The organism is Streptomyces sp. NPDC013457, from assembly GCF_043089925.1.
Taxonomy (GTDB): Bacteria; Actinomycetota; Actinomycetes; order Streptomycetales; family Streptomycetaceae; genus Streptomyces.
In genome coordinates this window covers 189095-204023 of record NZ_JBICBL010000013.1, presented here as the reverse complement: position 1 = coordinate 204023, position 14929 = coordinate 189095, and the positions used below count along the sequence as shown (strand labels likewise).

General features: G+C 64.4%; 10 protein-coding genes and 1 pseudogene. 5 read left to right on the top strand and 6 right to left on the bottom strand.

Annotated features, from left to right (window positions below; all coding sequences use genetic code 11):
• Positions 1-430: 430 nt before the first annotated feature.
• Positions 431-1744, top strand: a complete 1314-nt coding sequence (locus ACF1G2_RS30690) for an amidase (RefSeq protein WP_391801416.1) — start codon at positions 431-433, stop codon at positions 1742-1744.
• Between the two features lie 400 nt (positions 1745-2144).
• Here the strand turns inward: ACF1G2_RS30690 and ACF1G2_RS30685 are convergent, their stop codons facing one another.
• The gene (locus ACF1G2_RS30685; RefSeq protein WP_391801415.1) at positions 2145-2645 is read right to left on the bottom strand and encodes a carboxymuconolactone decarboxylase family protein; all 501 of its coding nucleotides are present in this window, start codon (positions 2643-2645) and stop codon (positions 2145-2147) included.
• 1253 nt (positions 2646-3898) lie between these two features.
• Here ACF1G2_RS30685 and ccsB point away from each other — a divergent pair.
• Entirely contained in the window at positions 3899-4999 is a 1101-nt protein-coding gene (gene ccsB / locus ACF1G2_RS30680) for a c-type cytochrome biogenesis protein CcsB (protein ID WP_391801414.1), read from the top strand.
• A 75-nt stretch (positions 5000-5074) separates the two neighbouring features.
• Here the strand turns inward: ccsB and ACF1G2_RS30675 are convergent.
• The 3 genes and pseudogenes from ACF1G2_RS30675 to ACF1G2_RS30665 form a co-directional block, all read right to left on the bottom strand.
• Positions 5075-5882 (bottom strand): annotated as a pseudogene (locus ACF1G2_RS30675) (IS5 family transposase).
• Between the two features lie 81 nt (positions 5883-5963).
• Positions 5964-6185: a hypothetical protein gene (locus tag ACF1G2_RS30670; RefSeq protein ID WP_391801413.1), complete on the bottom strand. Its 222-nt coding sequence runs from the start codon at positions 6183-6185 to the stop codon at positions 5964-5966.
• A complete protein-coding gene (locus tag ACF1G2_RS30665; protein WP_391801412.1) occupies positions 6172-6543 on the bottom strand; it encodes a hypothetical protein in 372 nt (123 codons plus the stop codon). The genes ACF1G2_RS30670 and ACF1G2_RS30665 overlap by 14 nt, the downstream gene beginning before the upstream one ends.
• A gap of 398 nt (positions 6544-6941) precedes the next feature.
• Between ACF1G2_RS30665 and ACF1G2_RS30660 the strand changes: the two genes are divergently transcribed.
• Positions 6942-7811 (top strand): IS5 family transposase, encoded by an 870-nt coding sequence (locus ACF1G2_RS30660; RefSeq protein ID WP_391801411.1) that lies wholly within the window; start codon positions 6942-6944, stop codon positions 7809-7811.
• A 140-nt stretch (positions 7812-7951) separates the two neighbouring features.
• Here ACF1G2_RS30660 and ACF1G2_RS30655 read toward each other — a convergent pair whose 3' ends face one another.
• Positions 7952-8854 carry a PhzF family phenazine biosynthesis protein gene (locus tag ACF1G2_RS30655; protein ID WP_391801410.1) on the bottom strand — a complete coding sequence of 301 codons (903 nt, stop codon included), beginning with the start codon at positions 8852-8854 and terminating at the stop codon, positions 7952-7954.
• A 1457-nt stretch (positions 8855-10311) separates the two neighbouring features.
• Between ACF1G2_RS30655 and ACF1G2_RS30650 the strand changes: the two genes are divergently transcribed.
• Positions 10312-10905: an RNA polymerase sigma factor gene (locus tag ACF1G2_RS30650; protein ID WP_391801409.1), complete on the top strand. Its 594-nt coding sequence runs from the start codon at positions 10312-10314 to the stop codon at positions 10903-10905.
• Positions 10902-11555, top strand: coding sequence for a hypothetical protein (locus tag ACF1G2_RS30645; protein ID WP_391801408.1), 654 nt, complete (start codon positions 10902-10904; stop codon positions 11553-11555). Before ACF1G2_RS30650 ends, ACF1G2_RS30645 begins: the two co-directional genes overlap by 4 nt.
• A 998-nt stretch (positions 11556-12553) precedes the next feature.
• Here the strand turns inward: ACF1G2_RS30645 and ACF1G2_RS30640 are convergent.
• Positions 12554-13096: a hypothetical protein gene (locus ACF1G2_RS30640; RefSeq protein WP_391801407.1), complete on the bottom strand. Its 543-nt coding sequence runs from the start codon at positions 13094-13096 to the stop codon at positions 12554-12556.
• Between the last annotated feature and the right edge of the window lie 1833 nt (positions 13097-14929).

The window sequence follows — 14929 nt, the reverse complement described above, 5'->3', positions numbered from 1 at the left end:
AGTACAGCTAACGGTGCTTCCCTGACCGACCTCATGTCCGCCGTCTCGAGCGAGTCCGGTGCCGGGCGGGCAGGTTTGGACCAAGCACGCCCTCGGTCTCAGTAGTCGCGCCACCGCGGTTGCGCCAAGTGTTGCTGCTATCCGCCGACCAGCAGCCGACAACCTAGGCCACGCGGGCTGCGCCCTGCTCCCGGATCCGCCCCCCCGGAGCAGCAAGCGTGGTGGGGGCGTCGAAGCAGCGAGGGGCGCTCGAGGCCCGCCGCGCAGTGCGGGCGCGCCAGGCTCTTTGGCCCCACGCTCAGAGCTGTGAGTAGTACTGCCCCGGGGATGGCAGCCGCGGTCGTGGAAGGCGAGACGCTGGCGTCTGCACCACCAGGCAGCCGGCGTCGCCAACTCGCGCCAGACCACGAGTTCCCGATCGGAGACCTCCATGAGTGACATCGAAGTACTGGCTGAGGCTCTACGTCTCGGCGAAACGACGGTCGAAGCCCTGACCCGGCGTGCCCTTGCTCGGATTGCGGATCAGAACGGCGAGCTCGGTGCGTTCGCCGTCGTCGACCGGGAGGGGGCTGTGAGTGCCGCGCTCCAAGCAGACGCAGAGCTGTCCGACGGGATCGATCGGGGGCCACTGCACGGCATTCCCGTTGCGGTAAAGGACCTCATCGACGTCGCAGGCCTCCCCGCCACGAGAGGGTCGGCTCATTTCGCGAGCCATCGGGCGGCCGAGGATGCGGCGTGTGTTCAACGGCTCCGGGCGGCGGGAGCGGTGATCATCGGCACCACGGTCACGCACGAATTCGGCTACGGGCCGACCGGAGACCGAAGTTGGCACGGTCCGGCCAGGAACCCTCACGAGCTGAGCCGCATGGCCGGTGGCTCCAGCGGCGGCAGCGCGGCGGCTGTCGCCGCAGGCCTGGTGCCCGTTGCGCTGGGCACGGACACAGGAGGTTCGTCACGCATCCCCGCCGCGCTGTGCGGCATCGCCGGATATAAGCCGGCGTTCGGGCGCGTGCCGAGCGACGGGGTGTTCCCTCTCGCGCCCAGTCTCGATCATGTAGGTGTGCTGGGTGCCACTGCCAGGGACTGTCAGCTGGTCATGGATGCACTGGCCCCTACGCACTCCGCGCCTCACCCGCCCGCAGGAACCGTCGCGCGGATCGGCTGGCTCGAAGCGACGTCTCAGGCTCCCGTGACATCGGCGGTGGCGGACCTGACGCGGAGCTCTCTCTCGCAGCACGATGTGACGCAGGTTCCGCACGATGCTTCAGACGTCATGTGGGAAGCATTCAGCGCCATCCAGACGAGTGAGGCCTTCGCCACCCATGCCGACCGGGTCCGTGATCGACCGGAACTTTTCGATGCCGAAGTCCTCGATCGTTTGCAGAGCGCCGCCGGAACTCCTGGCTGGCTCTACATCCGAGCGCAGCATGCGCGAGAAGCAGCGCGGGTGTATATGAGCGGACTGCTCGAACGCTTCGATCTGCTCGCTTCCCCGACCGTCGGCATCACGGCACCACTGCTCGGTCAGCGTGAGGTTACCGTCAATGGCTCACCCCACTCCGTGCGCAGCACGCTGTTGGCCCTCACAAGCCCTTGGAACCTTCTGGGCTTCCCTGCACTGAGCATTCCCGCCGGCTACGTGGGTCAGCTCCCGGTGGGCGTCCAACTCATCTGTCCCCCGGGCCGTGAAGACCTACTCTTCACCGTTGCCGACAGCATCGTCCCGGCCCGTGTTGATACCTGACGGGAAGCCCATTAGAGGAGTGTTTTTCGAAGCTTTCAGTCAGGGACGGGCAGGTCCCCCTCGACTCCCGTGATCGCTGGAGTCTTGGCGTATTTGCGCCAAGAGACGATTGCGAGGCTTAGTTCGGAGTAGATTTGCCGCACGCTCAGATCGCTTCGCTGGCGCGTGGATCTGCGGCGTTGCACGACAGGTACCGCTGTCCCCTGAAGTAACCTGGTCGTGATCGGCTGGCCTCACCCATGCCCTGGCTGAGGCCAGCCGAAGTCCCGTAAGGGACTCTTTCCATGTCTGGTTGCCTTCCCGAGTGCCGGTCGCACGCAATCGTGGGCGGGCATCCATCCTCGTTCGGATGCCCGCCCACGAACCTGATCACTTGGCCACGTGGGACTCAGACGTGTCGTCAGTCCTGTGCCAGCGTGAATCCGCCGGGCGTCTTCCTGGTCGACACCCCGAACCGGTTCCACGCATTGATGACCACAATGGATGCAATCAGGTTGGCAAGTTCCTTCTCCTCGAAGACCGCAGCTGCCCGGTTGTACGCCTCGTCAGGAACGAATCCGTCGGTCAGGACCGTGACGGCCTCTGTCAGCTCGAGCGCGGCGAGTTCCCTCTCCGTGTAGAAGTGCTGCGACTCTTCCCAAGCACTCAGCTGGATGATGCGTTCGACCGACTCACCGGCCGCCAGAGCGGCCTTCGTGTGGATGTCGAGACAGAAGGCGCAGTGATTGATCTGGGAGGCACGGATCCTGACCAACTCCAGGAGAGAACGGTCGAGGCCGGACCGGGCTGAGGTGTCCAGGCGAACCAGACCCTCGAAAACGTCAGGAATGAGGTCTACCCAAGCCATACGAGGCGGGATTTCGGGTGCAGGGTTCGAGCCATTGGCGGGAGTGTTCGTCATGGCTCGACCTTACACATTGATTCGCTGCGAAGGCTGGTCCAATTTTCACCTCACTTCCTGGGCCAATTGAAGTCAATGAGCCCCGAGTTGCCCAAGAAGACTCATACCCGAGAAATGTGGCGGCTTTACGCCACATCATCTTGACCAGCATACGAGACGCTGCCATCTAGGTAGAATGCTCCCGGGCTCACTTTGCGACACGTCGGCATCAGGCCCGCATCCCAACGCTGAACGACGCAACTGACCCTGATTCTCCATGTGTAAACGCCGAACGGCATGATGGCCAGCGTGACTTGCCTGCACTCCGACCAGATGCATCACGACAGAGCCAAAACGGCATGGGGACCTCAGCTGTTGCCCCAGGGCGCGGGCAATTCACCTATGTGTGCATTCCTTCCGCATGCTTCCGCCTGCGCAGAGGGAGTTGGATCCGGCGAGGGTTGTGACAGCACTGCTAGACCCGCTCTACTTCACCTGAAGATTCCATGGGCCGTTGAGTGGCGCTCAGTCCGAACCCTGCCCTGCGCACATACAAGGCCGGCACCGACTCCTACAGTAGGGGCGTCGACGGCAAGGGCCAGAAGGGCACAGACAAAATCAACGAGTCGCTGGAGATCAGCGACTCGAAGAGTCTCCCTCACTGCCCGCGACGATGGATCGCTATCACGTTCGAAGTCTGTCGGCCGGCGTGGTCTACCCCAACGCCACGCATCTCCTCCCCCCTCGATGAGAACATGCCCTCCTCTGGTGTCCTCGATGTCGCGGACGGCTGGCCAGTGCGACGGCACGGGCACATCGAGCCAGCTCGGACGCCGGGCCCCGTTCCATCCCACTCGCGTCGAAGCCAACGAACGCGCCTGCCAGTCCCCCGCAATGTTGAATCGAATGGCATGAAGGATTCAGGGGCGGTCCCAACCAGAGTCGGCTTGGTCCCACCCATGAGCACCAGAGGCGATGGAAGTCGGGTGAACTGCCAGGTGACGCAGCACCATGCAATCCGCTGGACGCCAACTGGCTCTCTTGTCGCGATCTTCAGTACCCCGCCTCCCGGTCCATCCAGCGCTGCCGAGTGTGAGTGTGGGCCGCCACGGGCGCCGACGGTGGCGCCGCCCCTGGGAGCCCGCCCGCCAGGTAGCTGAGAACTGGGCTACCTCACCCTCTTCCACTGCAACCAGGCCTCGGGACACTGCGCTCTCGAGGACCAGAACGACAACCTCCCACCCTCAAGTCGTACCTGCCAAAGGGGCTGAGAAGTGACCCTCGCCGCTGCAACCGACCTGGCCCTCGCAACAAACGAGAGTCTAGCCACTGTCAGCAACATGCTTGTGTACTCGTCAATGGCCGTCTACACCCTCGCCTTCTTCGCGTACATCGCCGAATGGCTCCTCGGCAGCCGTAGCAAGGTCGGCCGCACCGCCGGCGCACTCACACTGGCGAAGACCGAGAATGCCGTGGCTCCCGCTGTCACCGTGAGGAATGGCGGCGCCACCACCGTACTGGTGCGGCCGAAGGTCGCCGTGCGGGCGGCTGGCGGGCAGCGGGACGTGCCCGACGGGGCCGGGGCGCACGGGGGCGACGAGCAAGGCGACCTCAGCGGGCGTATCGCCATCTCGCTCACCGCCCTCGCCTTTCTTGTCGAGTTCGGGGGTGTGCTGACGCGGGCCCTGTCGGTGCAGCGGGCGCCCTGGGGCAACATGTACGAGTTCAATGTCACCTTCTCCACGGTTGCCGTGGGTGTATACCTGGCGCTGCTTGCACTGAAGATGCACGTGCGCTGGCTCGGACTATTCTTGATCACCACGGTCCTTCTCGATCTCGGCGTCGCCGTTACCGTCCTGTACACCGCCAGCGACCAGCTGGTTCCCGCCCTTCACTCGTACTGGCTGTACATCCACGTCTCCACGGCAATCCTGTGCGGCGCCGTCTTCTACATTGGTGCCGTCTCGGCGCTGCTGTACCTGTTCAAGGACAGCTACGAGAACAAGCTGGCGAACCGCGGCGCTCCTGGACGGTTCGCCACCTCCGTCCTTGACCGGCTGCCCTCCTCGGCGTCTCTCGACAAGTTCTCCTTCCGCGTCAACGCGGCTGTCTTCCCGCTGTGGACGTTCACGATCACCGCGGGAGCCATCTGGGCGGGGGACGCCTGGGGCCGCTACTGGGGCTGGGACCCCAAGGAGACCTGGTCCTTCATCACCTGGGTTGCTTACACCTGCTACCTGCACGCCCGGGCCACTGCAGGCTGGAAGGGCCGTAAGGCCGCCTACCTCGCCTTGGTCGCCTTCGGTTGCTGGCTGTTCAACTACTACGGCGTCAACATCTTCGTCTCCGGCATGCACTCCTACGCCGGTATCTGATCCTCGGGTGGGATGCGTGACCCGAGACCGGCCGGCTGGAAGCATCAGCGAAGGCAGTCGTACTGCCTGATCGTTTCAGAATGAGGTTTTGAGTCGTCGCAGGCAGGTGATGCTGCATGCGAGTTGGAGCAGACCTTGGTGGAGATCGGCACGTATCTCGTAGCGGATTGCGGAGCCGCTTGACCTGGTGGAGCCAGGCGAAGGTCCGCTCGACTACCCAGCGGGTCTTGCCGAGTCCGGAGCCGTGGGCGACGCCGCGGCGGGCGATCGTCGGGGTAATGCCGCGGCGGCGGAGGATACGGCGGTGCTTGTCGTAGTCGTAGCCTCGGTCGGCGAAGAGTCTGCGGGGTCGTCGTCGCGGGCGTCCGCGCAGGCCGCGGATCGGTGGGATTGCGTCCAGAAGCGGCAGAAGCTGGGTCACGTCGTGGCGGTTGCCGCCTGTCAGCGCGACTGCGAGCGGTGTGCCGTGCCGGTCGACGATCAGGTGGTGCTTGCTGCCTGGCTTGCCACGATCGACCGGCGAAGGGCCGACGTGAGCCCCCTTTCAACGCCCTGACGTGAGAGCCGTCAATCGCCGCGTCGTCCATGTCCAGCAAGCCGGCCTCTCGCAACCCGGCCAGCAGCACCTCATGCAAGCGGGGCCAGACGCCAGCCTCAGTCCAGTCCCGGAGCCGACGCCAGGCGGTCACCCCTGAACAGCCAACGATCTGGATGGGCACATCGCGCCAAGCCGCTCCTTTGCGCAGCACGTAGACGATGTCGGCCAGTGCCACCCGGTCCGATACCGGTAGTCGTCCGGGGTGACGATGGCGTCGGGCAGGCCGGGCTGGCAGAAGCGGAGCTATACGCTCCAGAGATCGTCGGCAACAAGGTCGGCAGACACGTCGGAGATTCTGACCGACGCGTGTTCAGATATCGGCCGAGGTGCCGGTGTCGATCCGACCATGGCGTCGCCCGGTTGGGTTCAGCGCCAGCCACCGTGGCGAGGTTCCAGGTGATCGCCAAACAGTGGGTCGAACGCCTGCCTGTCGTCGTCGGTCACGACGTAGTCCGGTTCGGTCTTCGAGGCGGCTGCCTGCAACCGGATGACGAGGTCAGTGACAGGCACGATAAGCAACGAGAGGGCTGCGGCCACCTGGGCAGCTTCGTTGTCGATGTCCGGGTTGTACTTGTCACGGGGCTGCACGAGGTGTTGAGCGGAGTTCTATGACCTCCACATCGCCACTGCCTGAGAACGAGAGGCAGTCGTGCCACTCCAGGCCGATGATGATCTCCAGCGCGTCCGCCAGGTCATCGGCGAGCACCCCGCCCTGCCCTTCGGAACTCGCGAACACCACGGGCCGGCAACCGTTCTGCTCGGCGCACAGGAAGTACGCCCCACCGGCGGCCTCCCCAGCAATCACCTCCAGCGGCGCACCCGAGGCAAGCCTCAAGCCGTCGCCACAGTGCTTCCGATGGATGCCGAAGCCGAACGATGACCGCAGCAGTAGATCGATCTCCGGCGTGTTCTGGATCAGGTCAAGCAGATGATCACTTGAGGTCATGGCATGGGCGATAGCGAGTGGTTTGACACGTCAGTCCAGGGCGAACAGCGCTCCCCTGTCCGGCGGTGCCGCGACCCCGTGGATAGCGGGCTCCGCGGCCCCTACGCATGTCAGACGATGCCTGCACGCGAGCCATCACAAGTCATTCTGAAACCACCAGTTAGAGGTCGTTTTCTTCTGCATTGCTGAGGTATCTGGCGATTTTCGGTCCGCTGGGTTGTGGTGCTTGTGTTGCTGGAGATGCAGGTTGTTTCTAGCTCGTCAGGTGGGGTGACGGGTGAGGCGGGAGGTGGCTTGCGCCTGTCTCATCCCAGGACGCCCGGCTTCCGTGGCTGAGTGCTTCGGTAGGCGTCACTGTGCGCCTGGGCGCACTCGGTCTGCGGCGGTAGGCCGGAAGCATGGCGAAGCGACGCCCGTATCCGAGTGATCTGTCCGATGCCCGCTGGGAGTTGATCGAGCCGGTGCTTGCGGCCTGGCGGTTCGAGCGCCGCGGCCGGGCTCTGGATTTCGGGCGGCCGCCCGAGCATGACCTGCGCGACATCATGGACGCGATCTTGTACGTGGACCGGACCGGGGTCCAGTGGCGCTACCTCCCGCACGACTTCCCGCACTGGAACACCGTCTACGGCTATTTCGCCAAGTGGGCGGACGAGGGAGTGTTCGCCCAGCTCAACGGCCTACTCAGGCAGCTGCTGCGCGAGAAGGAAGGCCGGGAAAGCGAGCCTTCCGCGTGTGTGATCGACGCCCAGAACGTGAAGACCTCCACCAGCGTCCCCGCTGCCGGCCAGGGCATCGACGCCGGAAAGAAGATCGTGGGCCGGAAGCGGAGCATCGTCACCGACACGCTCGGACTCCTCCTCGCCGTGCTGGTCACCGCGGCGGGCGTGCAGGACTCCGTCGCCGGCACCGCACTGCTCGACCAGGTCGCCACCCACCACCCCGGCATCCGGAAAGTGTGGGTCGACGGCGGATACCGCCAGCACCTCGTCGAGCACGCCGCGACCCTCGGCATTGACATGGAGATCACCGCCCGCAAGCCCGGGACCAGGGGCTTCACCCCGATCCCGAAACGCTGGGCGGTCGAGCGCACCTACGGCTGGCTCATGCTCCACCGCCGCCTCGCCCGCGACTACGAAACCCTGCCCACCCGTTCCGAAGCCATGATCCACCTCGCCATGACCGGCCTCATGGCCCGCCGCATCACCGGCGAAAGCACCATCTCCTGGCGTGACCCGACACCACAGACCAAACACCAAATTCCGGGATGAAACAACGGGAGAAAACGACCTCTTAGAGGACAGCCGAAGAACCCAGATCTGCGCAACCGCGGTGGTGTGGCCTGGATGCCCAGGACCTTAACGGTGCCATGGCGAGCGACATCCGCTCGATCATATGACGCGCCTCCACCTCACTCGCGTGTGTGCGGGAGGCGAAGGCGGCCTTCGGCAAGAGTGACGCCGCGGCCCGCGATGGCGATGCCTTCCGACCCGGTGTGAACAGTGAGCCGGCTCGGGCGCCCCATGCGGTGCCCCTGTTCGATGTTGACAGCAATGCCTGCGGCGATGCGCTTATGGGCGACGAGGTATGCAGCAAGAGGCCCAGCGGCACTTCCCGTCGCAGGATCCTCCCAAATTCCAACGGTGGGGTTGAAGAAGCGGGTGTAGGCATGCGTGTCCGTGCTGGGCGGCTCCGAAGTGAACAGGTAACAGCCCTGCCCGCCGGCCTGTGCCAATAGCCGGGCCAGCCGCGGTGCATCAGGAGCTGCGCGGTCGACGGCGGCTCGGTCGGTTGCCGGGACGAGCAGATGGGCAGCGCCGGTAGAGACCACCTGGGGTGACATCGACGTGTCCAGGTCTTCAGGCTTCAGGCCCAGAGCTAGGGCCAGTTCCTCGCGAATGTCCAGCGGTGCGTTCATCTCGGGCGGAGCCTGGAACTGCAGGATCGCAGTGGGCTGTCCGTCGGTGACGTCGATGCGTACAGGGAGCGTTCGGCCCCCAATCTCTTGGTTCAGGGTGGTTGTGCCCTCGGTCAGGTCTAGGCACCCGGCGCTGGCGAGCAGCCACCAGGCACCCAGTGTGTTGTGGCCGGCGCCGGTCACCTCGGCACCTGAAGGCGTGAAGGAGCGAAGGCGCCGGTGCGCCCCCGGAAGAGTTGGCGGGAGCACGAACGTGGTCTCGGACTGGTTGAACTCACGGGCAACGGCCCGCATCGTTCCCTCATCAAGCAGTTCGGCTTCCCACACCACGGGGAGGGGGTTGCCCGTCAACGGGATGTCGGCAAAGACGTCTACCCAGGCGAAGGGCAGAGACATTTCGGCAAGATGCAATGGCGCACTCATGATATGAGATCTCTCCAAGGGTGTCAGGGCCAACGAACTGATATGTACAGGCGTGGAAGACGTCGTCGATTCGCGATGTCAGGGAGCAGCGAGCCGACATCTCCGACGGGCAACTGCAGCAGCCAGCATGGCGCCGAGACGACGAGCAACCGCTGCGCGGTCGATTCGTGTATGGCCACTCGAGTACCGACCGCTGATGGTGGCTGGCGAAGCCATCTGGCGAGCCTAACGTTCGAACCAACACCCAGGGCCATTGCCGTGTTCGTCCACTAAAGTGGACGCGCCACCAATCCGGGAGGTCAGTCGCTGATTGATCGCCCGCCATCGTGCGTGAAAGTGTAGTTGCGAGAATCTGAACTGCCAAGAAAGTGTTTGGCTTCGGAACTTAAGATCCCCGACGTCGATGGTTGGGTACCCGAAACGCCCGCACATGCTTGTTGCCCGCCGCGGCACGAGTGCGCGTCCGTGAGGCGAAGGAGCCCCGCCTCCGACGAGAGGGAGGCGGGGCGTTGCCGGCGACTTCATGCAGCGTCCCTCATCCACCGTTGCCGCCCACCAAAGAGAGTGCGGGTGATGTGCCCCCTTGGCGGTTGAATCTGCCAGTGGCAGGTGTGCCGACGACCAGAGTCTTCCATGGCGAACATGTCTATTGGTAGGCAATGGCGACATTACGCCTGGTATGAACATCCTGCCGTCATCACTCTTATGACCGAGGCCTGTCTGGGCGATCTTCGTGACGTAGTCGCTATCTGCTTGCTCCTGCTCGGAAAGTTGTGCAGAGCCCGCGCAGGGCGCGGAAGTTTCATTCCCTGCCGGTATGTTCCGCCTCGCCCGTTCGTGATCTTCAGTAGGGGCGGTGCATGCCGGCAAGGCAGCTGTCCCACTGGGGCGTTGCTGCTTTCGACGACCGGCTGAAGGATGCGCTGCTGGACGCGGACGACCACGTCAAGGCCTCCTGATGGTACCGGTCCGCTCAAAGCCGCTACGCGTTGGAAGCGATCATCTGCTACTACCCCATGACACGCGCCGCCCGGCCATTCGGCAAGACGGGCCAGCGAGTGCCCCCACGAGCAGCACCTTGCCGCTTGAGCGGGCGTTTAGGTCGAGTGCTGAGCCGATGAGTCCCCACGAGGATGGCTGCGGGTTCAGCGCAGCCGGGCAAGCGAGGCGGGGCTTGCGGGTCAGGCTATGCCCGCCGCGGCCGTTGCCTCCTGATTTCATCCCGTGTCGAGTCGCCATGCTCCAGACGACAGATGTGACGGACACGGCGGACCACCCACAGCACGCTCTTGTAACGCGTCTCGCTTCTCGCACCAAGTACTGGTGTAACGCAAGTGCAAGTAGGGCCACGTGGAGGTGCGCGGCCCACAGGCGCGGCTCTTCGCGCTTCTGCAGCGCGACGAGAAGGAGAAAGAAGTGAAGGGGTCTCGATGACGCGCAAGGCGAGAAACCGTGGCGGACCGGCCGAGGCGGCACGGGACCCACTGATGTTCGAGGAGTTTTACCGGCGTCATCTGGACGGCGTCACGCGCTTCGTGGCGCGGCGTGTCAACGATCCGAACATCGTGGCCGACCTCACCGCCGAGATCTTCCTGACGGTGATCGACTCGGCGCATACCTACCGCCCCGGCCGTGGCAGTGAGGCGGCTTGGGTGTACGGCATTGCCCGCAACCTCGTCTCGGCAGAGTACCGCCGTACCGCCCGCCATGCCGAGCTGCGGGCGCGGATCGCCGGCCGTCGGCTGTTGGACGAGGACGACATCACCCGGCTCGAGGAGCGGCTCGACGCCGAACATGCGAGCCGTCAGGCCATGGCGGCGCTCGCCGACCTGTCCGAGGGGGAGCGGGCGGTGGTCGAGCTCGTCGCCTTCGACCAGCTGACCGTGTCCGAGGCAGCTGCGGCCCTGGGAGTCAGCCGAGTCACCGCTCGCGTACGGCTGCACCGCGCACGCAAGACGCTGCGCGCTGCCGCCCTGGCCGTATCGGAGCCCACGCAGTTCAGCTACGCAGGAGGAGAAGCATGACGAACACTTTCGACGACCGACTGCTCGACGAGCTCAAGCGCGAGATCGAGCAGTCGGTGGCGCAGCGTCCCCAGCCGGCGCCTCGCCGGATGGTCACCCGTCGCCGAGTGGCGCTCGGCCTAGTCGCCTGCGGCGCGGCAGCGCTCAGCTTCGGACTGGCTGGCGGGCAGGGCGGTTCGGCCGCACTGCCCAGTGTGCAGGGCGGCTCGGTCGCGTATGCGGTGGAGAAGCAAGCGGACGGCAGCATTGCCGTAACAGTCCGTGACTTGACGCTGGATCAGCGGCAACAGAACGAGCTGGCGGAGAAGGTCCGGGCCACAGGAGCGGGGGCCAGCATTCAGAACCCGCCGAAGGGCTACACGTGCATGGCAGAGGAGAAGGGAAAGGTCATCAGTCAGGGCTGGCACGACCATCCGGACTCGAAGTCACTCAATCGCGAGTCGTCGGGTTCGAAGGGCAGCAACTGGAGCGTGACCCTTCGGCCGGACGACTCCCTGGTCATTCAGAACGTGCAGGAGTACAAGTCCACCAAGAAGTCCGCTTACTTCTTCGGCGTCAGGGGCAAGGCCGAGCTCTGCAAGCCCATCCCGCTGGGCACCCAGGGCTTGGGCGGCGGACCCCGGGGTCGGGCGTTTGGTCGCGCCGGGTGACCGGTTGGGGTGCTGAGCAGAGGGGGCACGGGTTCGTGATCATCAGGGTGTCGAAACTCAACGCTCACGAGGTGGCCCGTGCCTGCCACTGCATCTCCTTCATCCCGCCCGTGCTGGTGAGCTGGGTCCGCTGAACAACGGCCATGCAGGCATGCGGCCCTGCTCGACACCGTGCCCGACCCGCGCGCAAGACGGGCCGCTGGCACTCGCTGACCGCGAGCTTCCTCATCATTGCCTGCGCGCCCGTGGCGGGAGCGGAGAGCGGGAGTGATCGCCAAGTGGGCAACGCTGGGCTTCGGACATCGTTCCGCCGGCAGTCGGTTTCCGTCGACACCCGTTGCGCTGGCGTCGCTCTCCCTCGCAGACCACGACCGGTCACGTACTGGCGCTGATCGACGGTGGCGGCCTGGACCGGGCCTCGAGGCCCGGTCCAGGCCGCCCATCGCATCAAAGACACACTCGCAACAATGGCCAGCTGTCCGGTGCGTCTGCTGGATCCGGGTAAGCCGTCCGAAGCACCGCTAGACCGGGCGGCAATGCGTTGCTGCGCGGTCTGCGTAACGCTACCCCTGCCACCGGATCGCGAGTTCGGTGGCAGGAGCACACGACGGAGGCCTCCGCAGCAGGTGCCCTGCGGCTCGCGACAGCCATGGTTACACCTCAGCGGATCAGCATGCGGCATAGCGGATCGCCTCTCGCATGTGGCGTATTTGCGCCGCGCATCCCGAAACGGGCCTCCGCACCTCTCGCTTGAGCCACCTACATGGCAGGATGGCAGGGCTGCCACATCAGCCACAGAAAAAGGGAACGACAATGCTTACCCGTCCGTCGGCAACGAACAATGGTGCCGGACGGGGAGCACACGGAACCCGTCAGTTGTTAGTACTGCCTGCAGACAGCAGCGCTGCAGTTTGTGCCGTCCGCCAAGCAGACAGAGACTGGTTGCGATCAGGCAGTGACGCCAGCGGGACTAGTTGCGATCGAAGAGAGCGTTGACGTTAGGCCATCTCTTCAGGTGCGTTACTGGGTTCAGCGGCCGGAGCCTGGTTTCGAGCCATGTAGTAGACGGAATTTTGCTGCTTGATCCGTTCGCTCTGGTTCTTCGCGACCGACGACTCGAGAGCGTTTCGCACCAGTTGCACCGTGAGTGCCCTGTCAGTTTGGTTGCTCGCGAGGACTTTTGTCACCTCAGCGGCGGAACACGGCTCGTTACGTTCCGCAAGGACAGCCACCACCAGCTCCCGCAACGGCACTGCCGACCTTGTGTACTTCCTGCGCTTGACTGCAACATCCTGGCTGTTCGCCGCCCCTGTCTCCCGTTGCTTGCCACGGGCCTTCTGGGCCGATCCAGAAATCGCCCGCTGCTCGAGGGCCGCCTTCACGCTCACCAGCAAATCATGATCTTTCCGCAATCCTTCGAGCTGCAGTTCCAGAGCTTCAGCCTCTGACCTCAGACGCTCCTGCTCGCTGAGGTTGTGCTTGAGATCAGCATCGACCTTCTCAACGTACTCTGACTGCAGTGCGGTGTCGGTAGCCGCCATGTGATGCACTCCTCGCTTACATGTTGTAGTGCCGGATGCTACCCAGAAGACGAAGCGATGTAGAGCGCAACCTTGTACGCAGCGCTCAACGCCGGCCACAGGACTGCCGGGCGCAGACGATTACCTAAGGCTGGCCGTCTGAGCCAGGCCCAGGTCGCAGGGCTCTGAACGCGCGGTGTGAGGCAGTGGGGAGCCCGGTTGGATCGTGCAGCCAACGCGCCGTCTGCGCCTAGCCCAACGAGGGCACCACGCATGTAACCCGCCCGCTGAGACCTTTTGTCGCCGGTAGCAGTAGCACCCTGCTGCTCGGCGGGCGATCAACCCGTCTCGGTCCTGCTCACGTGCCTCGCCGACAGAGGGGGTTACTCCGCCAACATCGCGGTTCCGGCCAGTGCGGAGAGGGCGAGACTGAAGCTCGCAGCTGCGACGCATAGTGCGAACATCCGATGCGCTTACGATCCGCTGGCCGTAATCGACGTCGCCGACCTACCGCGGTCACCACCGGTGCTACGTACATGTGCGGTGCGAGGCGGGCCGCTCGTGCTGCCAGGCGTCAAGGTCCTGCGGGAACAGAAGGAGCGTGAGCAGCCGTGGAGGAAATGGGCGGAGGCCAAGACAGTGGCTCGCAGGAAGAGGGCGGTACAGGAACTGAGCAGGGCTGTACCTCGTGATCTTTAACGAACGCTGGCAATGGGTTGGGCTCTGATCACCAATAGGAACGGGGCTGCCACGGTTCGGGCTCTCTCCGGCGCCACCATGCACGGCATCCGGGGACCTGCAGCCGCTCGAGCACGGCATCCCGTCCTTCCGCCGCTGCCCTTCGGCTTCCTGTGAAGCTCGATCCGGCCTCCATCCTGAACTTCTGACGAGGCGAGCGTGGTGCTGGTCGATTTCGTCGGTGCAGGGGCTGAGGAGGTGTTGCATGCCTCACCGCAGCCGAGGCATACGCTGCAGAGCCGATCAGAGGTCAGATGCCGGCACCCGTTGGTTGCGGCCCCTAGAGATGCTGCGCCGCACGAGATCGCTTGAGGCACCTCAAGAGTGCTCACCCTGAGGCGGCGCTCCAGCGATGAGGTCACAGGCAAGAGACAAATGCCGTCGTCGAGTTCGGTGTGGCGTTCCCAGGGGCTGGCAAGGAGCAGGAACTGATGGAGCAGGACAAAGGTCTACTCTCCGATGCGGGGGCACTTCCCTGTGCTCGCGATGATCGATGATGCTGTGCACGAGATGACGCGCCAGAAGTCGCAGGGGCCGCAGCCGGTCTCGGTGCTGTAGGAGTCGCATGCATGTCGGCCTCTGGCCGGTCCGGCTCATCGTCCGATTGAGCTTCGCCAGCTAGACCTGGACGAGCTGTCGACGCGCCAACGCCGTCTTCCCGTAGGAGACCGATCTGGCAAATGGTGATGCCAAAGGCGAATCGGCTTGGGCTGCTGGTTCTTTCCATCATCCGCTGAACCCTGCGTTGCACGGTACGCAGGCCAAGGGCCAGTTTCTTACCGATGGCGGAGTCAGGCAACCCTTCCTCCATAAGGCCGAGAATCTGAACGTCGATGGCGTCGGAACAGGGGTGCGGGTATGTAAGAACTTCTTCAGTTCTGCTCTTCCCCCGTGATCGTCGCGCATTCATTTGGAATCTTCCCTACACGAAAGAGCAGGAAGCCATGCGTTCTCCGCGGCTTCGCAGGGGGTTGGTGATGGCCACCACTGCAGCCGTTTTCCGCCTCCTGGCACACTTGCATGTGTCATGCTTCGATTCTCCGGTGGTCTGAGCAGGGCATGTGCTTTAGCGGGCTACGTTGGAAAGTTCTACGATCGCCTTCGCTACGCGCCCAG

Excerpts from the sequence above, each read along its gene's own strand:
- ACF1G2_RS30690 (WP_391801416.1), top strand. The coding sequence starts at position 431 with ATGAGTGACATCGAAGTACTGGCTGAGGCTCTACGTCTCGGCGAAACG.
- ACF1G2_RS30685 (WP_391801415.1), bottom strand. The coding sequence starts at position 2,645 with ATGACGAACACTCCCGCCAATGGCTCGAACCCTGCACCCGAAATCCCG.
- ACF1G2_RS30665 (WP_391801412.1), bottom strand. The coding sequence starts at position 6,543 with ATGACCTCAAGTGATCATCTGCTTGACCTGATCCAGAACACGCCGGAG.
- ACF1G2_RS30660 (WP_391801411.1), top strand. The coding sequence starts at position 6,942 with ATGGCGAAGCGACGCCCGTATCCGAGTGATCTGTCCGATGCCCGCTGG.
- ACF1G2_RS30655 (WP_391801410.1), bottom strand. The coding sequence starts at position 8,854 with ATGTCTCTGCCCTTCGCCTGGGTAGACGTCTTTGCCGACATCCCGTTG.
- ACF1G2_RS30650 (WP_391801409.1), top strand. The coding sequence starts at position 10,312 with ATGACGCGCAAGGCGAGAAACCGTGGCGGACCGGCCGAGGCGGCACGG.
- ACF1G2_RS30645 (WP_391801408.1), top strand. The coding sequence starts at position 10,902 with ATGACGAACACTTTCGACGACCGACTGCTCGACGAGCTCAAGCGCGAG.
- ACF1G2_RS30640 (WP_391801407.1), bottom strand. The coding sequence starts at position 13,096 with ATGGCGGCTACCGACACCGCACTGCAGTCAGAGTACGTTGAGAAGGTC.